The sequence below is a fragment of the Marinifilum sp. N1E240 genome, from assembly GCF_009295825.1.
GTDB lineage: Bacteria > Bacteroidota > Bacteroidia > Bacteroidales > Marinifilaceae > Marinifilum_A > Marinifilum_A sediminis.
The window spans coordinates 953,781-978,216 of the sequence record NZ_WHKF01000001.1 but is presented as its reverse complement, the minus strand read 5'-3'; the positions used below and the strand labels follow the sequence as shown (position 1 = coordinate 978,216).

Sequence of the window (24,436 nt, the reverse complement as noted above, 5' to 3'; positions counted from 1 at the left end):
AAATGAAAAGATATATATATTTATTCTTCATTTGCTTAGGGCTGACATTTACAGCCTGTGATGAAGATTTTCTAGAGGTAAAATCTCCAGATCAATTGACAGGAGATAATTTTTGGAGAAATCAATCGGATGCAGAAGCCGGATTGGCTGCCGCCTACTCTCAATTGGAATGTGCGACAAGCTACTGGGGATTTGCAGAGATTAAATTTACAGTTGAATTGTTTCCATCTGATTTGATTAAATTAGGTAACGATCCTTACAATTACGAAGATTGGTTTTCTATTTACAATTACAATGTTAGTCCAGGTAATACTCAAACTTCCAGCTATTGGAACATTCATTATCAAGGAATCAACTATGCCAATCAGGTAATTGAAAAAGTTGGAGCTATGACAGAAGAGCAAATTCCGACAAAACTAAAGGATGAAATTGTTGCTGAAGCTCACTTTTTAAGAGGTTATTATCACCTTAAATTATTACTAAATTGGAAAGAAATTATCCTTCAAAGTTCTTATGCTAAAGGAATTTCCGATATCGATCGGCCCTTAAGTGAAAGAAACGAATGTTGGAGTTTTATTGTAGATGATTTTAAAGCTGCTGCTGCCAATTTGCCAACAGAATATACTCAGGAGAATATTGGTAGAGCAACTCAATATTCCGCTTTAGCATATCTGGGTAAGGCAAGTTTGTATCGTTCAAGTGAAGATGCTGAAAATGCTAACACATATTTAAACGAAGCAAAAACTGCTTTCGCTTCTGTTGTCGGAAGTGGAAAATACAATTTGGTAAATTCTTTCTTATCTCTATTTGATGGGACGAACCAAAACTCTGAAGAAGCAATATTTGAACTTCAATTGTCTACGAATACCGACAATGGCGCATGGTTTAAATTCCCTTATCACAGATGGCTTAAACCAGCTGGTCTTGGCGGTTGGGACGAAATTGCTGGTAGTGATTTCCTTTTAACTGAATTCAAAAAAGAAGGAAAGACTGCTACTGATGGTCGGTATGATCATAGATTGTATGAAACTCTTTTCTTCGAAGATGAGTATTTCAATGATACAGATAATCCAAGAGTTTATGGTTCTACATTTTACGAATGGTGGGACTGGGCAGGTGTTCCTTATAACAAAACAGGATTTAGAAAGTATCTTCCTGCTAGTCAGGATGAACTAAATGCCAATTCAATTGGGAACAATATTCCTTTGCTTAGATACGCAGACGTATTGTTAATGTATGCAGAGACCTTGAATGAGTTGAATGAAACTGGAGCTGCAATTACGCATATCAATACAGTAAGAACACGAGCAGGAATGCCTGCTATGACAGGTTCTAGTATAACAGATGTTAGAACCCAAATTGAGCATGAAAGAATTTGTGAATTTGCAATGGAAGCATCAAGATTCCACGATTTAAGAAGATGGGGAAAATTAACTGAAACCATGAATAATCATGGCAGATCAGGCGTAACTGACTCAGATCACTTCTTCCCTATCCCTGAAACCGAAACCAACTCAAACAATAGCATCGATTAGGTTAGGTAATTATTAGTTATGGTTAGCTCGAAGTGCCCTCTTTTTAGCGAGGGCACTTCTTCTAAATCGATAGTCGAAAATATTACAATAAAATTTATGTAATTTCACCCCAAAGAACAAAAAAGATTAATTTATCATGATTACAGTTTTAGTATTAATGACTCTGGGTATAGGATTGGGATTCTTCCTTGGTAAGTTTCCAAAAATCATTAAAGGAGTTGACAAAATGACCACTTGGTCGATCTATTTATTGTTGTTCCTATTGGGGATAGGAGTAGGATTGAATGAGAAGATTATAAACAATTTGCACACTATTGGTTTGCAAGCTTTGATACTTACCATTGGTGCAGTATTGGGGAGTTTAATTTTCGCATACATTACCTATAGACTATTTTTTAAAAGTAAATAACCTAACGAACAGAATTTTCTGAACCATGAAGAACAGCTTAATTATACTTGGATTTTTTGCATTAGGATTGATTTTAGGATTAACCAGATTTCTACCTGACGTAATAATGGAATCTGATTTTTCAATGTACGCACTTTACTTGCTTATGTTTCTGGTTGGAATTGGCATTGGAGCCGACCGATCATCCTGGAAAGTAATTAAAGAAACCAACATTAAAATTATTCTCGTACCACTATGTGTAATCGTCGGATCATTAGTTGGTGTTGCTGCAATCTCAATTTTCACACCCGAAATTCAAATAAAAGAAGCCTTAGCTGTAGGTGCTGGTTTTGGATACTATAGTTTATCCTCCATTTTCATAACTCAAATTAGTGGCGAAACCTTAGGAGTAATAGCCTTACTTTCAAACATATTACGCGAAATTATAACATTACTTGCAGTTCCTATTTTTGTAAAATACTTCGGAAAACTTGCAGGTATAGCTTCCGGTGGTGCAACAGCAATGGATACAACATTGCCAATTATCTCGAAATATACAGGTAAAGAATGGGCCATTATTGCAGTTTTTAGTGGAATAGTACTCACAATTCTTGTCCCATTTCTAGTTCCCTTTATATTGGAAGTACTTTAATGCCATTCTTGTTCAAACGCACAACTTATCGGATTCTTGTTGTTTATTGGAAATAAATAATGATTGCCCTATAGAAGAAACTTATGCGTCAGAAATTTAACCTTTTATTAAAATAGTAAAGCGTGAAATATTAGTATTTAAGTCTTGTCAGTTTAGACAAAAATCAAAAAATTGCTTTTTTAAGCTTTATCAGTTTAGACAAAGATCAAAAAATTGCTTTTTTAAGCTTTGTAAGTTTAGACAAAGATCAAAAAATTGCTTTTTTAAGCTTTGTAAGTTTAGACAAAGATCAAAAAATTGCTTTTTTAAGCTTTGTAAGTTTAGACAAAGACAAAAAATTGCTTTTTTGAGCCTTGCCTGTTTAGGTAAAGCAAAAAACGTTTTTAATTATTACCCACTAAAATCCTTATAGAAACATAATAATCTAAAAATTATCAATTCAATAAAAATTGAACTTTTACCTGATTAATAAATATTTAATCGGGTGTAGTTTTTACGAATTTAAAATACTTTTTTGCGTTTTTTTTCTAAATTTACCATGAACAAATTCATTTGTATGTTTCTTTTTAACGACTACATAACTCACTATAACAATTCGTACAAAGGTCTGTACGAATGTTGGATTTGTTAATAACCTTCTCTCTACCATCCAATAATTCAATAAATTATATCAATCAGTACATATCGAATCAGGATTCTTGTATCCTGTCGAATTTGTGTTAACACCCAAAACCCTGAATTTATGTTTACAAAAGAGACTTATCAAAAACGTAGAGATCTATTAAAAAAACAAGTTAACTCCGGAATCCTACTTTTTTTAGGTAATGATGAATGTGGAATGAACTATACTGACAATACCTACCATTATCGCCAGGATAGTACCTTTCTATATTTTTTTGGTTCTGATTATGCAGGTTTAAATGCCATAATCGATATTGATGAAAACCGGGAAATTATTTTTGGCGATGAATTGACAATCGACCACATTGTTTGGATGGGAACCCAGCCAACCATTAAAGAGAAAAGTGCTGCTGTTGGTATAAATGAAACAGCGCCTGCTGCAGATTTGAAATCTTACCTGGAAAAAGCCGTAAAGCAAAACAGAACAATTCATTATTTGCCACCCTATCGTCCAGAACATCAAATAAAACTATTTGATTTGCTACAAGTTCACCCAAATATTGCAGCAAAGAATGCATCTGTTAAATTTATCAATGCTGTTGTAAACCAAAGAAATTACAAATCAACTGAAGAGATTATTCAAATTGAAGATGCTGTAAATATTACCGCTGATATGCATCTTGCAGCAATGAAAATGGCAAAACCAGGAATGAAAGAATCTGAAATTGCTGCCGCGGTACAAGAAATTGCAATTGGAGCTGGTGGACAACTTTCCTTTCCTGTAATTGCAACAATTAACGGTCAAACTTTACACAATCATTATCATGGCAATACCTTAAAAAGTGGAGACATGATGCTGATTGATTGTGGTGCCGAAAATGGCATGCACTACGCTGGTGATATGTCGAGCACATTCCCAGTGAATAAAACTTTTACACAAAGACAAAGAGAGATTTACCAAATAGCTTTAAATTCTCACGAAGCGGCAATTGCAGAATTGCGTCCTGGAGTTAAATTTAAAGATGTACATCTAAAAGCGGCAAGAACAATTGCAGAAGGAATGAAAGACATGGGCTTTATGAAAGGTGATTTAGATGAAGCTGTTCAACAGGGAGCTCACGCACTTTTCTTTCAGTGTGGTTTAGGACATATGATGGGTATGGACGTGCATGACATGGAAAACTTAGGTGAAGTTTATGTTGGTTATAACGGTGAAGCCAAGAGTACTCAGTTTGGATTAAAATCGTTGCGTTTAGGTAGAGAACTGGAACCTGGATTCGTTTTAACCATTGAACCTGGAATCTATTTTATTCCCGAATTAATTGATATGTGGAAAGCCGAGAAACGCTTTACAGACTTTATCAACTACGATAAGGTTGAAGAATATAAAGATTTTGGTGGTTTACGTAACGAGGAAGATTTCTTAATTACAGAAAATGGCGCTCGTTTGCTTGGTAAACCAATTCCTAAAACCATCGAAGAGGTTGAAGCACAAAGATCATAGTTAGGTTTGTTTTTATATGGAGGGTGAGAAATCGATTTCTCCCCTCCTCTATTCCAATCACATGCTCATTCTAAATAAATCTGAAATAGAAAATTTACTGTCACCCAAAGAGGTAATGAAAGCTATTGAAAAGGCTTTTACTCTATTTCATACAGATTCTTTTCACATGCCCGATCGCATGCATGCTCATCAAAATGACAATACCCTTTTGTTGATGCCATGTTTCACGCAGAATTATTTCGGAACCAAGTTGGTGAGTGTGAATCCAAACAATCCAACAATAGGAAAGCCATCTATTTATGGCACCATGGTCCTTAACGATGGTAAAAGTGGAGAACCTTTAGCTTTGTTAAACGGTGCTGCTTTAACAGCAATCAGAACAGGAGCTGTTGGTGGAATTGGTATCAAGCACATCAGCGCTGAAAACTCAAGTAAACTAGGGGTAATAGGAACAGGTATTCAAGGATTCACTCAAACTATTTTTGCCTCCAATGTAAGACCAATTGAAGAAATTACTGTTTTCGATTTGGACTATAAGAAGCTAAATAAATTCATTTCGAAACTAAAACAATCCTTACCTGAAACTCATATCAGATCGGCTAAAAGTACCGAAGAATTGGTTCTCAAATCAAATATCATTATTTGTACAACCTCTTCAAAAATGCCGGTAATTCCAAATAATAAGAAACTATTAAGCGGAAAAACATTTATTGGAATCGGATCCTATAAACCTGACATGAGAGAATTTCCGGACGAACTTTTTCTTTTACTTGATAAGGTTTGGGTCGACACTCCTTTTGCCTCAAAAGAAAGTGGTGATCTGGTAATTCCATTGTCCAATAAAATCTTGGCAAAGGAGCAAATTCATCCAATTAGTAATCTGATAGTCGCAAAGAAAAAGGATAATTCCGAAACCACATTCTTTAAATCTGTTGGCATGGCACTTTTCGATGTCGTGGTAGCAGAGTACATGTATCAAAAAGCAATTCAAGAAAACATTGGCACACAAGTAGAACTCTAACTCATGAAAACTAAACAAACTCTAATCATCTTGTTTCTTCTCCTGTCATCTTGCAAACTGTTTGCACAGGGTGAATTAAAGGATTACCAAGAAGCTGAAAAATGGCTTTGGTGCAATATCGAAGATAAAATATACAATTCCAATATTCATCCTAACTGGATTGGTGAAGGAGATTCTCTTTGGTACTCCACAAAAACCAGAAAAGGATTGGAATATTTCCTTGTTGATATCAAAAGCAAAAAGAAATCAATGCTTTTTGATCAGGAAAAATTAGGCAAGCAATTAAGTGAATTGACTGGAAAAGAAGCAAAGCCTTTTGATCTAAAATTGAAAAGTATTGAGCTGATAAATAAAACTCAATTACAATTCGCATTAGATACTTTCTTACTTGAAGCTGATTTAAAAACCTATAAAATCAGCAGGAGAGTAAAGCCTAAAAAATACAACGACCAGCAATTGGTTTCACCTGATAAAAAGAAAGTTGCCTACATAAAAGAATATAATCTATTCCTAAAGGAAGGTGAACAGGAAAAACAGTTGACGACTGATGGAAATGAAAGCTTGAGTTATGGAACTTCCATTTCGTGGTACTTCGTAAAAAATGAAAGTGCTAATCAAAAAATGGAGTATGAAATTGACGCCTATTGGTCTCCTGATTCAAGATATTTGATTTGTGCAAAGTACAATAGAGAGCACACTCAGAAACTTTATATGTATAAGAGCACACCCAAAGAAGGATTCAGAGCTGAAGTGTTTTCATACGAAAGACCAATTGCCGGTGATAAAGATTTAACCAGAGTTTGCTATTCAATATTCGATACCAAAACTGGCAAAAAAATTGATTGTGATCTTCCTGAAAATGCTACTTTTCTGGAATATGGGTTTCAATGGAAATCTAACACCAAAGCGTACACTCTTCGTTACTACCGTGGTTATCAGAAACGTGAATTGATAGAGGTTGATGTAGAAACTGGAAAATCAAGAGCTATTATCTCAGAAACAGCTGATACTTATGTGGATCCCAACATGCATATTTACAAAGTAAACAAAGATGAAAATAATGTTTTCTGGACATCGGAACAAGATGGATGGCATCACATTTATCGCTACAATTATCAAAGTGGAGAATTGAAAAATCAAGTTACCAATGGAGATTATGTAGTTAGAGAAATCTGTAAAGTGGATGAAAAAAAGGAAAAAATCTACTTCAGAGCTTGTGGAAAAGAGAAAGGAGATCCATACTATACTTACCTCTACTCTATCAACTTTGATGGTAGCGGATTAAAATTACTTTCTCCTGAAAATGCTTATCACATTTGCAATGTAAGTCCAAATGGCAAGTATGTATTTGATAATTACTCTCGAGTTGATCTTCCAGATCGTTTTGTAATTAGAAATGCAAGGAATGGCAAGAAGGTAATGGATATTGACAAAACCGATATTGAAGACATTCTTAAAATGGGTTGGAAAGCTCCTGAAATGTATACCGTAAAAGCTCGTGATAATAAAACCGATATCTATGGGCTTATTTATCGTCCATTTAATATTGAAAAGTCAAAAAACTATCCTGTTCTCGACGCTACCTACTCAGGTCCGCAAACCATTCGTACCCCAAAAACCTTCAGAAGAGGGTTGGTGAATATGGATGTACCAATGGCTCAAATCGGTTTTGTAGTTGTTACTGTGGATGGATTAGGATCCGCATTCAGGTCAAAGAAATTTCACGATGTATCCTATAAAAACCTTGGTGATATCGGTGCGCCTGATCACATCAAAGCAATAAAAGATCTGTCAAAAAAATATCCATACATGGATATCGAGAATGTTGGAATTTATGGGCATTCAGCTGGAGGTTATGATGCCACTCATGCCTTACTAACACATCCTGATTTTTACAAGGTTGGTGTTTCATCTGCCGGAAATCATGATCACAGAAGTGCGAAAGCCTGGTGGCCTGAATTGTATATGGGATTTCCAGCGCAAAAACATTACGATGAGCAATCAAATTTCTTTTTAGCGGAGAAGTTAGAAGGGAAATTATTAATGGTTCATGGCAATATGGACAACAATGTGAATCCTGCAGCTTCTGTTCGTATGGCTGATGAGTTGATCAAAGCCAATAAAGATTTTGAATTAATTCTACTTCCAGGAAAAGATCATGGAACATGCTATTACGACAAATATTTCATACGTAAGCGTTGGGACTTTTTTGTAAATAATCTATTACACAAAGATGCTCCAAAAGAGTACAAAATCAACTAATCTATTAGCTATGAAAATTACAGATAATTGGAACTGGCAAGCTCCAAAGGATTGGTTAAAAATCAAAACGATTGAACTTCATACAGGAGGTGAACCATTACGTGTTTTTACCAGTGGGCTTCCTGAAATTAAAGGCAATACCATTCTTGAAAAAAGAAAGTATTTTAGAGATAAATTCGATTATATAAGAACTGGAACCATGTGGGAACCTCGTGGTCATGCCGATATGTATGGTGCTATTATTACAGAACCCACCACCGAAGATGGTGATTTTGGCACCTTTTTCCTTCACAACGAAGGCTATAGCACCATGTGTGGACATGCAATGATAGCTTTGGTTACCCTTGTTCTGGATACCGGAATGATTGTTCTAGATGAAGAAAATCCAATCATCAGAATTGATGCACCTCCAGGAAGAATTACCTGTAAGGCATTCCGTAAAAATGGTAAGGTGGAGAAAGTATCCTTTAAAAATGTTCCATCTTTTATGTCTTTAAAAGATCAAGTTGTTGATGTTCCTGAAATTGGAAAAGTAAAATTTGACTTGGGATATGGTGGAGCATTCTACGCTTATGTACAAGCCGAAGATTTGGAATTAAAATTGGACGAAACTGATTACAATAAACTGATTGACTACGGTAGAAAAATAAAGTCTGCCGTAATGGATCAATTTGAAATAAAACATCCGCTTGAAGACGATTTGAGTTTCCTTTATGGTACAATCTTTATTGGCAAAGCCAAAGATTCAACTCATCATTCACGCAACGTCTGCATTTTTGCTGAAGGTGAAGTAGATCGTTCTGCTACTGGTTCCGGTGTAAGTGGAAGAGCTGCCATCCATTTTGGGAAAGGTGAGTTGCAGTTAAATGAAAAAATAATCATTGAAAGTATTTTAGGTTCTACAATGAGTGTAAAAGTTGCTGAAACATGCAACTACGAAGGTATTGATGCAATCATACCTGAAGTGAGTGGAACTGCCTCAATCACCGGACAAAATGAATTCTATTTCGATCCAAAAGATCCATTAAAAAATGGATTTATTTTCAGATAAAAACAAAACCTAATTATGAACAAACTAACTATCAATTTTTACAGCCTCCTTTTTATTCTGACCATAGGTCTGTCATCCTGTTTTCAGACAAAACCATTAAATCTGGAAGAAAGTTTAAGGGCGCTTCCAAATGTTAGTGTTGAAAAAATAACAGGAGACACAACATATTCTGAATACTACGAATTGTATTTCACTCAACCTTTAGATCATGAAAATCCAGAAGCTGGAACTTTTAAACAAAGAGTTCTGCTTGGGCATTATGCCATCGAAAAACCAATGGTTGTAGAAATTCAGGGATATAATATCTGGACAGAAAAAGCAGGTGAACTAAGTAAACTTCTAAATGCAAATCAGTTAACTATTGAGCACAGATACTTTAAAAATTCTATGCCAGATAGTTTGGATTGGCAATATTTGAACATCAAACAAGCTGCCGCTGATCAACATGTAGTAATTCAGGCATTGAAAAAAATCTATAAAAACAAATGGATTACAACCGGTATTAGTAAAGGTGGACAAACTACCATGTATCATCGATACTTTTATCCAAATGATGTAGATGTAAGTGTTCCCTACGTAGCACCTCTTAATTTCGCTCGTGAAGATAAAAGAATACACCAGCATTTGGCTACGGTAGGTAGTAAAGAGTGTAGAGATAAAATTTATGAATTTCAATTGGCGTGCTTTAAAAATAAAAAAGAACTTCTTCCATTAGCTAAATCTCATGCCGAAGAAAAGGGATATTCCTTCTCGATGGGATTGGAAAAAGCACTTGATTTAAGCATTTTGGAGTATTCTTTTGCATTCTGGCAATGGGGAGGCATTAAATGCAAAGATATTCCTTCTACCAATGCGAATCCTGAAGATTTATTCAATCACTTAAAACGAGTTTCTGGCATGGATTTCTTCGATGAAATCAGTTTAAAACCAAGTTTGGCTTTCTACCATCAGGCACTTACTGAAATTGGAATGTACAGCTACGAAGTTAAGCCTTTCAAGCAATACATTAGCTACAATAAGGATTTGACTTTTGATCATGTATTTCCAAATGATCCAATCAGAGAATTCAATCCGGAATCAATGCAAAAAGTGAATACCTGGTTGCAATCTGATGCCGAAAAAATACTTTTCATTTATGGAGAATGGGACACCTGGTCGGCAACTGCTGTTAACCTGAAAGAAAATACTAATTGCAAAAAGTTCGTGAATCCTGAAGGAGCACATGGCACCAGAATTAGACACTTTCCTGCTGAGATGAGAAATGAGATCATCAAAACATTGGAGGAGTGGTTGGAATTGCCAATCGAGAATTAATAATGAACAATTAAGACCTCATCCTCTAACTCCCTCTCCTTGATGAGAAGGAGTTAGAGGATAAGGTAAAAATATAAAATCATGAAAAAACTATTCATACTTACAGTACTTGCCTGCATGCTTTTACCCAAAAGTTATGCTTGTACTGATATTGTTGCAGGTAAGAAAGCAACTGTTGATGGTTCAGTTATAACCTCTCACACATATGGTGGAAATGATACTCGTATTCGAGTAGTTCATGGTAAAAAGTTTCCCGCAGGATCAAAAGCTGCTGTCTATTATGGATTACAGGAAATTAATGGAGATTTAGATGAATATGGTGAAATCCTTGGCTACATTCCACAAGTGCAGCAGACATTTACCTATTTCCACTCAGCCTATTCACACATGAATGAGTTTCAATTGGCTATCGCAGAAAGTACATTGAGCCAACGAAAAGAACTACAGGTTGATCGCGAGAGTGGCAAACAGATCATGACTGTGGAGCAAGCTCAAATCTTTGCCTTACAGCGCTGCAAAACTGCTCGCGAAGCCATTAAACTAATTACATCCTTAATGGAAGAATATGGCTTCCTTCCGTCTTGTGGGCCTGAATCAGAAGCACTGTGTATTGCGGATCCTAACGAAGTTTGGGTTTTGGAAATTGTTGCTGTTGGAAAAGATTGGGAACCAAATTCAGGTAAGTCAGGTGCCATTTGGGCTGCACAACGTGTCCCAGACGATCACATTGCTATCGTTCCTAACTGGAGTATCATTAAAGAAATTGATTTGAGCCAACCTGAATGGTTCATGGCTTCAAAAAATTATCAACAAATTGCTATTGATAAGGGTTGGTACAATCCTAAATCAGGCAAACCTTTTATTTGGCAAGAAGCATACAGTCCAACGCTACGCGAATGGTCAAGTGGCAGATTCTGGCTGTTCTATTCACAATTTGCTCCAAATCTAAAGGAATGGCCCAATAGAAAATTAAGTGATCCTTTTAAAGGACAAGATGCCTATCATCAATATGTTGAAGATATTTCTATGTATCCGTTCTCTGTAAAGCCAGAGAAAAAGATATCTGTCAAGGATATTATGGCTTTCCAGCGATCAACTTTTGAAGGTACCATTTACGACAAAACATCCGATCCTGATTGGTATGTTCCAAACAAAGAAGGTAAGCTGGTAAAAAGCCCAATGACCACCCCATTCCCAACCAAGGCAATGAGAGAATTATTGGATATCACCAATCGAAGAAATGTATCCAAGGGGAATTATGGAATGATTTGTCAGTTGAGATCGTGGTTACCTGATCCAATTGGTGGAATTTACTGGGTATTTCAAGATAATCAGTACACATCGCCATACATTCCTATTTACTGTGGAACACAAGAAATACATGAATCTTACAAAATTTATGATCCCAATCAATATGATCCTCGATCGGCACGTTGGGCAATTGATTTTGTAGATAATCTTCTCTACTTACGTTGGCAAGATGCCATTGAAGATTTATTTAAAATGAGAGAACCTCTTCAAAATGATTTCTTTCAGCAAATTGAAGAAAACGACAAGCAAGCAAAAGCACTTTACGATAAAAGCCCAAAAAAGGCAAAAGAATTCCTGACCAAAAAATGCCACGAAAACATGCAAAAAGTTGTTGACGTGTACAAGCAAATCAGGAATACATTAATTACTAAATACACAAACAACAAACAAGGATCTTAACCGATTCCAACACTAATGAGAGAAAAGGGGTTTCCAGAAGCTTGCATTCATTTTTTATCCGGAATCCTTTTTCAACTCATAAAAAAAATAAATAACTTCAAACTTGATAACGCAAATAATGAGAACACTTTTAACAATCATGCTAATTCTCTTCTACCAGGGTATTATTGCCCAAGAGAAAACAAGCAACAACGACTGGGAAAATCCTCAGGTAGTTGGAATTAATAAGGAAAAAGCAAGAGCTTCCTTCTTTGCCTATAAAACAGAGAAAAAAGCCATTTTAAATGATAAGGCAAATTCCCCTTATTATATTAGTCTGAATGGAATGTGGAAATTCAACTGGGTGAGAAAACCTGCTGACAGACCAATCGATTTTTACAAAAACGACTATGATGTTTCCAAATGGAACGATATAAAAGTTCCTGCACATTGGGAACTGGAAGGATATGGCGTACCAATTTATACAGATGTTTCTTACCCTTTTCCAAATAACGAACCTTACATTCCTCACGATTACAATCCTGTAGGATCATACAAACGTACTTTTACCATTCCAAAGAGTTGGAAAGGCGAAGAAATTTACATCCATTTTGGAGGTGTTCGATCTGCCGCTTATGTATGGGTTAATGGGAAAAAAGTTGGTTATACTCAAGGAAGTAAAACACCAGCTGAATTCAATCTAAGCAAATACGTTAAGCCTGGAAAAAATCAATTGGCAGTTGAGATTTATCGTTTTAGCGATGGTAGTTATTTAGAAGATCAGGATTACTGGAAAGTGAGTGGTTTTGAACGCGATGTATATCTTTATGCTCGCCCTAAAACTCACATCAGAGATTTCTTTGTGCAAGCAGGATTGGATGAAAACTATACCAACGGAACATTCTCTCTTGATGTTAAAGTGAATCAAATTCCTACAAAAACTACCAACAAATCAGTACAGGTTACTGTATTTGATGGGAAGAAAACTATTATCGATTTAAATTCTGAAAGTAATTTGAAGCAAGGAGATAACCTATTTACTTTTGAAAGTAAAATCCCGAACGTTCGTAAGTGGACTGCCGAAACTCCAAACTTATATACCTTACAAGTAGAATTAAAATCAGGAAATAAAACAGAAGAAGTAATCCGAAGAAAAATTGGTTTTCGTACCAGTGAAATCAAAAATGGATTACTCCAAATCAATGGTGTACCAATCACTGTTCGTGGAGTAAACCGTCATGAACACGATATGGATAACGGTCGTATTATTACTGAAGAATCCATGATTCAGGATATTCTATTGATGAAGCAATTCAATATCAATTCGGTTCGTAACTCACATTACCCAAACCGTGAACGATGGTATGAGCTCTGCGATGAGTATGGATTGTATATGGTTGATGAAGCGAATATTGAAGCTCATGGTTGCGAACCTTACAACAAAGAAAAGACCTTAGCCAACAAACCAAGCTGGAAAAAGGCATTCATGGACAGAACGGTTTCCATGGTTGAAAGAGACAAAAATCACGCATCTATCATTATCTGGTCATTGGGGAATGAAACCGGAAGAGGACAAAACTTCCATGCCACCTACAAGTACATAAAGGAACGAGATAAAAGTCGCCCAGTTCAATCTGAAGATTCGGGACGCGAGTTTAATACTGATATTTTCTGCCCAATGTACGATCGTATGTGGGAAATGATAAAATATGTAGAACACGTACAAAAGCGCCCATTAATTCAGTGTGAGTATGCACATGCTATGGGCAACAGTGTTGGCAACCTTAAAGATTATTGGGATTTAATCTACAAACATCGTCAATTACAAGGTGGATTTATTTGGGATTGGGTAGATCAAACATTCAGAAAAGTAAATGAACAAGGCGATACTATTTTTGCCTATGGGGGCGATATGGGTGTTTACAAAGTAAAAAACGATTCCAATTTCTGTGCCAACGGATTGGTAACTGCCGATAGAAAACTTCACCCACACATTTGGGAAGTTAAGAAAGTATATCAGCCCATAGCTATTGAGAAAATTGACCACACTACGAATAGATTCAAACTAACCAATCGATATGATTTTATCAATCTTGATCATGTTGAAATTAGCTGGAACCTAAAAGAAGATGCTAGTGAAATTGCAAAAGGCACAGTAAACTCTTCGGAATTGTCAGCACATAATAGCAGGGAGTTTGAAATCAATCTTCCTAAAATTGAAGCTAAACCAGGTAAGGAATACTTTATTCTATTTGAGGCGCACAGTACTCAGGAAGAACCTTTAGTTCCAAAAGGACACCGAATAGCTTGGGAGCAATTCCAATTGCCGATTCACAAGCCAATAGTCGCGAGCGAAGCAAATCAATTGGCTAAATTGAAAATGAAGGAAAATCAGAAAGAAATATCCATTGAGGGAAAAGAATTTAAGTTGACCATTTCTAAAATGAATGGCAGCATTAACTCATACAGTTTTGATGGAACAGAATTAATCGAAAAAGGTTTGGAACCCTTCTTCTGGCGGGCGGTTACCGATAATGACTTAGGGAATGGAACCCCTGCCAGATGCAAGGTCTGGAAGGATGCAGGAGAAAAACGCAAAATGATTTCGATTGGTGTTAATCAAAATACTCCTCAGCAAATTGAGATTCTTGTGAAGTTGGATCTTCCAACAGTTACAAGTAAATATTCAAGCAAATACATCATATCAGGAAATGGTGATATCACCATTGAAAACACTTTTACTCCTGAATCGAATGATTTGCCAATGATTCCTCGTTTGGGGATGCAAATGCAATTGCCAAAAGAATTTGCCAACTTGGAATGGTTCGGAAGAGGTCCTCAGGAAACTATGTCGGATAGAAAATCTGCCGCTATTGTTGATCATTACAAAGGAAGCGTTTGGGAGCAATATCACCCTTACGTTCGTCCACAGGAAACGGGAAACAAAACCGATGTACGATGGATTGCCTTGACAAACAATGATGGCAAAGGATTAATGGCAATTGGAGCCCCTTTACTTTCTGCTTCTGCCTTAGGATTTGATTACAAACAATTGTATCACGGTGGCAAAGATAAGCCTAACAAACATGGTAATGAAATCAAACAAGGAGATGTTATCAGTTTCCAGATAGATTACAAGCAAATGGGAGTCGGTGGTGACAACTCATGGGGAGCTCCTGTTCATGCAGAATATTGCATTCCATCTCAACCTTATCATTACAGTTTTATTCTTAGACCAATTAATGGTGAAAAGGATTTGAATCAGTTGAGTAAGCTTAGAGCAAAGTAAACTATCAGTAACAGATCGTTTTCCCCGAAGGGGGTATACGAAAAAGCATAGTGTAACCGTCCGCGTAACGGACGGTTATTCAAATTTAGCTCTTTGAGGGCAATCAAAGAATTAAAACATTTTGTCACGGAGTGACTAAATTTAAATAACCACTCATTACATGGGTGGCAAACATCGAAATAAAAATAAATCCCCGAAGGGGGAAAACAAATGATACAATGAAATTCATACACATTAGTTTAATCGCAGCAATTCTCTCTCTCTCCTCTTGTGCTCAAAAAGCGGAAGAGAAGAAAGGGAATAATGCCACAGACTTGCAGGATAAATATACAAACGTGCTAAATATTCAGGGCATTCCTGCAAAGCAATACGATTTAAAACCATTTGGTTTTTCCGATATGGGTGCATGGCATGGTTACGCTTTGCCTCATCAGGATAGTACAAGTTATTATGGAGGATTTGCCGGTCCTTTAAGCATGAAAATGTGGGGACAATGGCTGGGTAAGAATCTTTGTCAGTTGGAATTGACCAATGCAAGTAATAATGAAATAATCGATTTGAGCGACGCTAAGGCTGAAATGATCTATAAGCCCGGAATGCTTAAACAAATTCTTAAACTTAAGGATCTAACAATCGATATTCGTTTGATATTTGCCAGCAACAGAACTTCTCTTTTGCAAACATCCATTACGAACAATTCTGCTGAAGATTTGAACCTACAAGTTGGATGGAAAGGTCAGCTTTTCGATAAAGGACTGCAATTGGCTACAAGTACAAATGGCATTCAGGTGAATTACGAAAAAAGTGATGAAGTATTCCTAATTCAAAACCAGGAAGGAAAAGAACTTGCAATTGCAGATGACAAGCTTTCCTATCAAATGAATCTGAAAGAAATTCAGGCTTTAAAAGCTGGTGAACAAAGTAAAATCACCATACTTCACTCCCATTATTTTAATAATCAGGAAATAATGGCTGAAGCTAACCAACTGAAAACATGGCTGGAAAATCCTCAACAAGTATTTGCCGATAACAAAACTCGTTGGAACGAATATCTTACCAAGGCTTTGGATAGCAAAAATACGTTGTTGGATAAAGAAGAAAACAAACGATTAGCTGTGAAGTGTGTACAAACATTAACCAGCAACTGGCGTTCTCCTGCGGGAGATTTACAACACGATGGAGTATTTCCTTCGGCAGCTTACCAGGGATTCTACGGATTTTGGTCGTGGGATAGCTGGAAACAGGCTGTTGCCTTGGTTCGATTCAATCCTGAATTGGCAAAAAGTAACCTGCACTCTATGTTCCAATATCAGGACGATATGGGCATGGTTGCCGATTGCGTGTATTTCGACCCAAAGGAGAACAATTGGCGCGATACCAAAGCTCCATTGGCTGCCTGGGCTGTGTTGGAGATCTACAAAAGAACTCAGGATTTGGATTTCGTTGGTGAGATGTATCCTAAGCTAGTGAAATACCACAAATGGTGGTATCAGTATCGCGATCACGACCAAAATGGATTGTGCGAATATGGTTCGACTGATGGCACAATAATAGCAGCAAAATGGGAAAGTGGAATGGACAATGCGGTTCGTTTCGATGATGCCAAAATGTTAAAGAACAACGATCACGGATGGTCGATGGATCAGGAATCGGTTGATTTGAATGCCTACTTGTTTGCCGAAAAAGAGCAATTAGCTGACTTGGCTGAGCTATTAGGTAAAAGTGAAGAAGCAAATGAATTCGATTCTCAAGCTAAAAAGCTAAAAGAGAGAATTGCCAAAGAATTTTACGATGAAACCAGAGGTTTCTTCTACGACAGAGCCGTTAAAACGGGTGAATTGTTAACCGTTCAGCAAGGACCTGAAGGATGGATACCTCTTTATACTAAAATTGCTAATCAGGAGCAGGCAAAGGGTGTAAAATCCTTACTAACAGATCCTACAAAATTCGCAACAAAAGTACCCTTTCCTACCCTGGTTGCCGATCACAAAAAATTCAATCCATTAAAAGGATACTGGAGAGGTCCGGTTTGGTTAGATCAGGCATACTTTGGTATACAAGCTTTGAAAAACTATGGATACAATACAGAAGCGGATAGATTGAGCCTAAAACTATTGCAGAATGCTAAAGGTTTACTGCAAGATGCTCCTATTCGTGAAAACTACCATCCTATTACCGGAGAAGGTTTAAATGCCAATCACTTTTCATGGTCGGCAGCGCATTATTTACTCTTGCTAACAGATTAATACAACAAGCAATTCTTGCTAACTAAGAATAGTTCCTTAGATATCAAATTTAGGATATCGCGTTTTAAGTTAGATTTGTTTTTAAAGGCACTTTACGATTCCGAAATGGATGATTAAGGTGCCTTTTTCTCTTTAGATTAGATCCTAAAGAAAAGGTCGCACCTTCGCGCGACCTTTAGAACTTATTATCTAGTATGGATTATACTATTTCTCTTTTGGAGACATTACAATCTCTACTTTTCCAGTTTTAGCGAAGTATTTCTTAGCAAATTTCTCCACCTTTTCTTTAGTAATAGAGTTGATCATCTTCTCATAATCTTCTAATGAAAGTACACTCTCATCATAAATGTAATAATGGTTGATTGCATTAATCCAATATCCATTCTTACGAAGATTTTCCTGATATTCTTTAATGAAGTTTTCCTTAGCCTCAACTAAATCATCTTCCTTAACTCCTTTAGTAAATAGAGCTTGAATTTCTTCATAAACAATACCTTTTAACTTATCAGCTTTAGCTGGATCAGTATCGAAACGAACAATTAAATTGTACTCTTCACGAGGCAATTTATCTACAGAAGCTCTAACACCAACGCCATACGATCCACCTTCTTGCTCACGAATCACATCAGTATATCTTTTATCCAACAATTCAGCTACAATATCCATCATGATACTGTTCTCTCTTGAGTACTTAATATCACCGTGCAAGTCGATATGAATAGTTGTTTTTGGAGTTTCCATTTCTCTTGCAAAATGGTTATAAGTATCTTTTTTAGGATAATCTACACCAGTATCTTTCCAGGTTTCTTCACGATCGATATCCTTAATACTACCAAGATAAGTTTCAATCATTGGTTTCGCTTTTTCAGCATCGATATTACCAACAAATACAAAAGTAAAGTCACTAGCATCAACAAATCTTTCCTGATAAACACGCTTCATGGTCTCAAGATTTAAACTAGCAATCATATCTGTATTGAATAAGATCGTACGAGGATTGTGATCAGTAGTAGTTACAGAAACTGAATCTCTGAACGCCTTATTCACATCCGATCCCATATTGGCAACATATGCCATATATCTACCTTTTAATGCAGTAAATGCATCCTTATCGAAACGTGGAGCAACAAAATACATGTGTACCAACTGCAATAAGGTTTCAAAATCTTTAACAGAAGAGTTTCCGCTAAATCCTTCAGTTAATTCACCAATATATGGAGATACACGTACCGATTTACCAGTTAATAGTTTTTGTAAACTTGTTTGATCAAACTGACCTAAACCAAAGTTAGCAATAAAACCACCTGCCATTTCAGCTGAAGCAAGATCCTCAACACCATATAAAGAATTTCCACCTTTACTAAAAGCTTGCAAACGAATTTCATTCTCTTTAAAATCAGTCTTTTTAACTACTACTTTTGCACCATTAGCTAAAGTCCATTCAGTAGCATCAAAATCAGAAAGCTTAGCTTCTTTTTTAACAACACCAGCTTTAGGCATTTCAGCAATCAAAGGCTCAGTAATTACTTTGTCTACGTAAGGCTTTAAATCAGCATTTTTCACCTTCTCAACCAGTGAAAGCAATTGTGCTTCAGTTGGCAATTCAATACCTTCCTTCTCAGGAGCAGTAAACGTGATAACTACATTTTCTTTTGTCATCCACTTTTTCGAAAATGCATTTACCTCATCGGCAGAAATACCTGGCAATAATTTCTTCATTGCTTCAAACTCAAACTCGATACCTGGTACAGGCTCATTCACAAGATAATGTCTCTTATATCCTTGTACCAATCTGTCGTTATGCTGCTTGTTGCGATCCTTATATTGTTTTTCGATACGACTTAACATTTCTGTTTTTGCTCTTTCCAATTCTGTAGCAACAACTCCGTGTCTGTTCGCTCTTTCAATTTCATTTAAGAATGTCTCAGTACCTCCAAGTAAATTACCTTCTTTTAGAGTTACACTGTTGTGATAAACATCCATTTTTCTTGCTCTGTTATAGTATGCTCCCCATCCATTAATAAATGGAGCGTCACCTTTCTGAAGCAATTCATTTAAGCGATCACCCAAAATACTTGAATACAAATCCTCAATTATAGAATTACGGTAGTATTTTAAATTTTTCTCTTGAAATGGAGTCGCTTTATGCTTGTAAAAGATGTCAAATTTGTAATTACTAACTTCTGGGTCAGTAATAATTCCAACAATTGGCTCCTTATTTCCAGGAACGTCGTAATAAACTCTTTCCTTTGCATCCTTAACTGCAGGAATATGAGCAAACATTTCCTTTATCTTCTGTTCAAACTTCTCAGCATCAACATCTCCAACTACAACAATTGCCTGTAGATCGGTACGATACCAGTCGTGATAAAAATCACGAATTACTTTGTGATCAAAATTGTCAATTACATCTAGGCTACCAATAACATCACGCTTCGCATACTTTGATCCTTTATAAATTACTTTGTTTTGCTCTAAATAAGCACGCATTCCACCTGATCTACGAGTCCTCCACTCTTCATGAATAACACCACGTTCATTATCAATTTCCTCACCTGTAAGGCTTAGGTAATTCGACCAATCATGCAATACCAACAAAGCAGAATCCAATAGATTCTCGTTTGAGGTAGGAATATTACTAAGGTTGTAAACTGTTTCGTCTACATTTGTATAAGCATTAATGTTACGCCCGAAAGCAACACCATACTTTTCCAGATAATTCAGAACGCCTTTTCCTGGGAAATTTTCGGTTCCGTTAAAAGCCATATGCTCTAAAAAGTGAGCCAATCCATTCTGATTGTCATTCTCAAGAATAGCACCAACATTCTGAACAATGTAGAAGCTGGCGCGATCTTTTGGTTCTTCGTTATGACGCACATAGTACGTTAAACCATTCTCTAATTTTCCGGTCCTTACATTTGGATCCATCGGAAGTTTAGCATCCATGTTACTTTGAGCGGATAGCATTCCTGCCGCTGTCAAAACCAAAGTACCACAAAGACTAACTTTGCCAATAAAATTTTTAATCATTTGTAATCTGTTTTTAGTGATTTGATTATACAAAATACACAACATAAGTGTAAGCGTCTTGTAAATTAACGAAAGAATTAGTTATTTAACAATTCAATTTGCATTTTTTAACAAGTAGCCATCTCTATGTTTATCACTCACTCTTAAATCAAAAATTAAAGTCAAATCATCAATAAACACAGATGATTCAACTATAATCAATAAAATCAACCCAAATGCAAAACACAATTAAATACACTAAACAAATTAATTCTAAATAAGATTAAAAACTATTAATCTTAATCATTTAGATCAAAAGAATATTTGCTAGCCAAGGTTAACATTTCGATATTCTAATTAAATCAATTTGTATTAACAATACATTTCTACTAATTGTTTGTATTGAGTAAGGATTATTGTTATATTCAAATCAAGCTTAAATAAACAAACAGTCATTCTAAAATCAATATTTTGCAAGACTTATTAATTCACAATAGATTTTCTGCACGAGAAATCGATTCAAGTTGAATTTACAATTCAATTCAAATGTGCACAAAATGCTTCATTTTGAAATGAGACACATTGTCACAAGGCACACTCGGTATAAATTCAAAATTGTGCATATTGCAACGAGTCACAGTCTGTATATTTTCTAATTTACATGCATCGCGCCTAGGCACATTACCTGTAATTTCAAATTTATTTACATTGTGACCGAGCACACTAGGCATAATCTTTAAATTATATGTGCTGCGCCCGGACACAATCACCTCAGTATTGATAATATACCCATTGCGCCCAATAAAAATCGATAGGAAACTAAAATCTAAATACATACTCGAGACAAAACATTAATAAAAATGCCTAAAATAGTATATCCCCGATCCGATCAAGATAGAATCTATTTACTAGAGAAGTGTATTTCAACAGCCAAAGCAATTCTGAATGAGGATGATCAAGTATTAGATCTTGACTACATTCATAATATTGAATTGATTTTGACTCCTTATCACACATTATACCATAGGCTCAATTCTTCAGCTGTTGATCTACTAAAGGAAACTCGAGAAAAGAACGAAACACTTTCGGACTTAAACTTTATTGTTCGTGATTTTTTCGAAGTACTCCGACGAAGAAGCAGACGCAAGAATCATTCGGAAGAAATTTTTACCATGTACGGCTTACATCTTAATGGACGAACTCCAAAGTTAAGTCAACAAGCTGAAATACTGGCTGCAGCAAGAACCATCCTTACCGGAGATAAACATGCAGTACAAAATGGATATTCCGCAATGCAAAACCCATCGGCACAAGAAGTGCAAGAGTGCTTAGAACATGCTGAAAAAGAATTTCATGAAGTTGGTCCGGCCGATCGCATATTGGATGAACAACAAAAGAAACTGCGTGCCTTTCGCATAGAAGCCGACAATTTAATTAGAGAAACTGCTACTATAATTCGGTTTGCCCTACGAAAAAGTACTCCTTCGAACCAAAGAAGAGTGATGAGACATTATGGGTTTAAATATAGGTATGGGAAGAAGGAAAAAATAGATGAACTAGATTAGAGGATCGAAAGCATCTAGATGATAAAGCATGTCGCGAAGTGACAAAACAATGAATAACCATTCATGAAATAGATGGGAAAGTACAAATATGAATCCATTCCCCGAAGGGGGGTAACCCAAAAAACCATGAGTAGCTACAGACAAATTTACTATCACGTCATTTTTAGGACTAAGAGCAGTGAAAAAATACTCCCTCTTGATCAGCTCCAACATCTATTCGCCTACATGCACGGAATTATAAAGAATAAAAAATGTCATTTGTATCGAATAAATGGAATGGAAGATCATATTCATATATTCACCGATCTCCATCCAAGCATTGCTTTAGCTGATTTTATGAGAGAGTTGAAGACTTCATCATCTATTTGGCTGAAGCAAAATCATGATTTTCCTGATTTCAAAGGCTGGGCTTCAGGATACGCTGCTCTTACAAAATCTCATCATGAGAAAGATCAAATTATAAACTACGTTAAGAATCAACAGGAACACCATAAGAAGGAATCGTTCGTTGATGAATACAGAAGGCTACTAGAAGAAGCGGGAATAGAAATTTTAGAAGAGTATTTTTTAAAATAGTTTACCCCCTTCGGGGATATCATCACTCATGGATTAATACCACCAGTTACACGGGTGGTTATTCATGGTTTTGCCCTTTCAGGGCATAAACTTCGCATGCAAATCTAAACCCACTTATATAATACATTCTCTCTTTAACTCTTAAAAGTGTCACGAAGTGACTGAACTATCAGTAACCGCCCATGTAATGGGTGGTGTTTTAAAATCAAAATTCATTCCCCGCAGGGGGTAAACCATAACAAAAAAGGAGCACCAATGGTGCTCCTATTCAATTCTATTTACTGAAAGAGTTTATTCTTCCTCTTTCTTATCCTTATCAGATACATCTTCGAAATCAACCGTTTCATTGTTTTCGTCTACCTTTTTACCAAGGTAAGTTGGCAATTCCATTCCAGCCATTTTGAACAATTCTTCCATTGGAGGAATAGATCCCATCATTCCTTGCATGAAGTTAGCAGTAGATGTTTTACCATCTTTGCCACCACCATTCTCCCAAACAGTAACTTTATCAATCTTGATGTTCTTGATAGCTTCAACCTGAGTAGAAACCAATTCTGGTAATTTATCTGCAATCATTAACATTACAGCATCCTTAGCATCGTCACCAGCGGCATTCACAATCTTATCAAAACCTTCAGCTTGCTTACTCAAAATCTCATAGATACCTTTCGCTTCCGCTTCCATTTTCATATAAATCGCATCTGCCTCACCTTTTGCATGACGACGCGTTTGCTCAGCAATCGCCTCTGCAGCAATCTCAATTTTCTCCTTATCAATTTGAGCTGGTACAACGATATCCGCAGTTTGAGATGCTTTATCACGAGTTGCACGAGCTTTTTCAGCTAATTGCTCAGCAGCATAAGCTTCCTCTAATGCTCTCGCCTGAGTTACTTTCTCTGCTGCAACAGCCAAACGTTCTGCTTCCGCTTCTTTCTCTCTTCTACTCGCATCAGAATTGGCAACGGTAACTTTAGCTTTATTTTCCCCCTCTACTGCCGATGCATCAGCTGCGGCTACCTGTACACGCTGCTCCTGATGTGCGTTAGCCTCACCAATAGAACCATCACGATTCTTCTCTGCAACACTTTTCTTAGCATCATTAATTGCTTTTGCAGCTGCTTCCTTACCCAAAGCCTGAATGTATCCCGATTCATCATTGATATCGGTTACGTTCACATTGATCAGTTTTAAACCAATCTTATTCAATTCAGCTTCGACATTAGACGATACTGCTGCCAAAAATTTATCACGGTTGCTATTGATTTCCTCAATATCCATGGTAGCAACAACCAAACGCAACTGACCGAAAATAATATCTTTCGCTAAATTACTGATATCTTCCTGAGATAAACCTAACAAACGTTCTGCAGCATTAGTCATTACACCTGACTCTGTAGATACACCAACGGTAAATCGAGATGGTACATCCACACGAATGTTCTGCTTACTTAAGGCATTCGTCAGATTAATTTCAATTGATATTGGTGTTAAATCCAGAAAAGCATAATCTTGAATGACAGGAACAATGAACGCAGCTCCACCATGAATACATTTTGCCGAACGAGATTCTGTTCCACTTCCTTTACCAACTTTACCATACACAACCAATATTCGATCGGATGGACATCTTTTGTAACGTCTAAAAAAAGTTACTAATAGCACAAAAACAATGAATACCGCGAAGGCAATCAATAATACTAAATATTCTCCCATA

At 36.4% G+C, this 24,436-nt stretch carries 15 protein-coding genes; 13 read left to right on the top strand and 2 right to left on the bottom strand.

Annotated features, from left to right (window positions below):
* The first annotated feature begins 2 nt into the window (after positions 1-2).
* The 11 genes from GCQ56_RS04070 to GCQ56_RS04020 all read left to right on the top strand — a co-directional run bounded on the left by GCQ56_RS04070 (position 3) and on the right by GCQ56_RS04020 (position 17,572).
* Positions 3-1,535, top strand: coding sequence for a RagB/SusD family nutrient uptake outer membrane protein (locus tag GCQ56_RS04070; RefSeq protein WP_152733101.1), 1,533 nt, complete (start codon positions 3-5; stop codon positions 1,533-1,535).
* Between the two features lie 136 nt (positions 1,536-1,671).
* Positions 1,672-1,944, top strand: coding sequence for a LysO family transporter (locus tag GCQ56_RS04065; RefSeq protein ID WP_152733100.1), 273 nt, complete (start codon positions 1,672-1,674; stop codon positions 1,942-1,944).
* Positions 1,945-1,969: 25 nt separating this feature from the next.
* Positions 1,970-2,575 (top strand): lysine exporter LysO family protein, encoded by a 606-nt coding sequence (locus tag GCQ56_RS04060; protein WP_152733099.1) that lies wholly within the window; start codon positions 1,970-1,972, stop codon positions 2,573-2,575.
* A 742-nt stretch (positions 2,576-3,317) separates the two neighbouring features.
* A complete protein-coding gene (locus tag GCQ56_RS04055) occupies positions 3,318-4,700 on the top strand; it encodes an aminopeptidase P family protein (RefSeq protein ID WP_152733098.1) in 1,383 nt (460 codons plus the stop codon).
* A 61-nt stretch (positions 4,701-4,761) separates the two neighbouring features.
* A complete protein-coding gene (locus GCQ56_RS04050; RefSeq protein WP_193323707.1) occupies positions 4,762-5,721 on the top strand; it encodes an ornithine cyclodeaminase family protein in 960 nt (319 codons plus the stop codon).
* A 3-nt stretch (positions 5,722-5,724) separates the two neighbouring features.
* Positions 5,725-7,983: a DPP IV N-terminal domain-containing protein gene (locus GCQ56_RS04045; RefSeq protein ID WP_152733096.1), complete on the top strand. Its 2,259-nt coding sequence runs from the start codon at positions 5,725-5,727 to the stop codon at positions 7,981-7,983.
* A 10-nt stretch (positions 7,984-7,993) separates the two neighbouring features.
* Positions 7,994-9,034: a proline racemase family protein gene (locus GCQ56_RS04040; protein WP_152733095.1), complete on the top strand. Its 1,041-nt coding sequence runs from the start codon at positions 7,994-7,996 to the stop codon at positions 9,032-9,034.
* Positions 9,035-9,049: 15 nt separating this feature from the next.
* The gene (locus GCQ56_RS04035; RefSeq protein ID WP_152733094.1) at positions 9,050-10,348 is read left to right on the top strand and encodes a S28 family serine protease; all 1,299 of its coding nucleotides are present in this window, start codon (positions 9,050-9,052) and stop codon (positions 10,346-10,348) included.
* Between the two features lie 81 nt (positions 10,349-10,429).
* A complete protein-coding gene (locus tag GCQ56_RS04030; RefSeq protein ID WP_152733093.1) occupies positions 10,430-12,058 on the top strand; it encodes a dipeptidase in 1,629 nt (542 codons plus the stop codon).
* Positions 12,059-12,176: 118 nt separating this feature from the next.
* Positions 12,177-15,326 (top strand): glycoside hydrolase family 2 TIM barrel-domain containing protein, encoded by a 3,150-nt coding sequence (locus GCQ56_RS04025; protein WP_152733092.1) that lies wholly within the window; start codon positions 12,177-12,179, stop codon positions 15,324-15,326.
* 218 nt (positions 15,327-15,544) lie between these two features.
* Entirely contained in the window at positions 15,545-17,572 is a 2,028-nt protein-coding gene (locus GCQ56_RS04020; protein WP_152733091.1) for an MGH1-like glycoside hydrolase domain-containing protein, read from the top strand.
* A 204-nt stretch (positions 17,573-17,776) separates the two neighbouring features.
* On the opposite strand, the gene GCQ56_RS04015 is transcribed toward GCQ56_RS04020, so the two are convergent.
* Positions 17,777-20,602, bottom strand: a complete 2,826-nt coding sequence (locus GCQ56_RS04015; protein ID WP_193323706.1) for a pitrilysin family protein — start codon at positions 20,600-20,602, stop codon at positions 17,777-17,779.
* Positions 20,603-21,441: 839 nt separating this feature from the next.
* Here GCQ56_RS04015 and GCQ56_RS04010 point away from each other — a divergent pair.
* A complete protein-coding gene (locus GCQ56_RS04010; protein WP_152733089.1) occupies positions 21,442-22,146 on the top strand; it encodes a hypothetical protein in 705 nt (234 codons plus the stop codon).
* 72 nt (positions 22,147-22,218) lie between these two features.
* Positions 22,219-22,722: an IS200/IS605 family transposase gene (gene tnpA / locus GCQ56_RS04005; protein ID WP_227005982.1), complete on the top strand. Its 504-nt coding sequence runs from the start codon at positions 22,219-22,221 to the stop codon at positions 22,720-22,722.
* Positions 22,723-23,013: 291 nt separating this feature from the next.
* On the opposite strand, the gene GCQ56_RS04000 is transcribed toward tnpA, so the two are convergent.
* Positions 23,014-24,435 carry a flotillin family protein gene (locus GCQ56_RS04000; RefSeq protein ID WP_152733088.1) on the bottom strand — a complete coding sequence of 474 codons (1,422 nt, stop codon included), beginning with the start codon at positions 24,433-24,435 and terminating at the stop codon, positions 23,014-23,016.
* Between the last annotated feature and the right edge of the window lies 1 nt (position 24,436).

Bases quoted from the DNA above. Each gene is read 5' to 3' on its own strand.
- GCQ56_RS04015 (WP_193323706.1), bottom strand. From the start codon at position 20,602: ATGATTAAAAATTTTATTGGCAAAGTTAGTCTTTGTGGTACTTTGGTT.
- GCQ56_RS04025 (WP_152733092.1), top strand. From the start codon at position 12,177: ATGAGAACACTTTTAACAATCATGCTAATTCTCTTCTACCAGGGTATT.
- GCQ56_RS04040 (WP_152733095.1), top strand. From the start codon at position 7,994: ATGAAAATTACAGATAATTGGAACTGGCAAGCTCCAAAGGATTGGTTA.
- GCQ56_RS04030 (WP_152733093.1), top strand. From the start codon at position 10,430: ATGAAAAAACTATTCATACTTACAGTACTTGCCTGCATGCTTTTACCC.
- GCQ56_RS04065 (WP_152733100.1), top strand. From the start codon at position 1,672: ATGATTACAGTTTTAGTATTAATGACTCTGGGTATAGGATTGGGATTC.
- GCQ56_RS04060 (WP_152733099.1), top strand. From the start codon at position 1,970: ATGAAGAACAGCTTAATTATACTTGGATTTTTTGCATTAGGATTGATT.
- tnpA (WP_227005982.1), top strand. From the start codon at position 22,219: ATGGGAAAGTACAAATATGAATCCATTCCCCGAAGGGGGGTAACCCAA.
- GCQ56_RS04010 (WP_152733089.1), top strand. From the start codon at position 21,442: ATGCCTAAAATAGTATATCCCCGATCCGATCAAGATAGAATCTATTTA.
- GCQ56_RS04035 (WP_152733094.1), top strand. From the start codon at position 9,050: ATGAACAAACTAACTATCAATTTTTACAGCCTCCTTTTTATTCTGACC.
- GCQ56_RS04070 (WP_152733101.1), top strand. From the start codon at position 3: ATGAAAAGATATATATATTTATTCTTCATTTGCTTAGGGCTGACATTT.
- GCQ56_RS04045 (WP_152733096.1), top strand. From the start codon at position 5,725: ATGAAAACTAAACAAACTCTAATCATCTTGTTTCTTCTCCTGTCATCT.
- GCQ56_RS04055 (WP_152733098.1), top strand. From the start codon at position 3,318: ATGTTTACAAAAGAGACTTATCAAAAACGTAGAGATCTATTAAAAAAA.
- GCQ56_RS04050 (WP_193323707.1), top strand. From the start codon at position 4,762: ATGCTCATTCTAAATAAATCTGAAATAGAAAATTTACTGTCACCCAAA.
- GCQ56_RS04000 (WP_152733088.1), bottom strand. From the start codon at position 24,435: ATGGGAGAATATTTAGTATTATTGATTGCCTTCGCGGTATTCATTGTT.
- GCQ56_RS04020 (WP_152733091.1), top strand. From the start codon at position 15,545: ATGAAATTCATACACATTAGTTTAATCGCAGCAATTCTCTCTCTCTCC.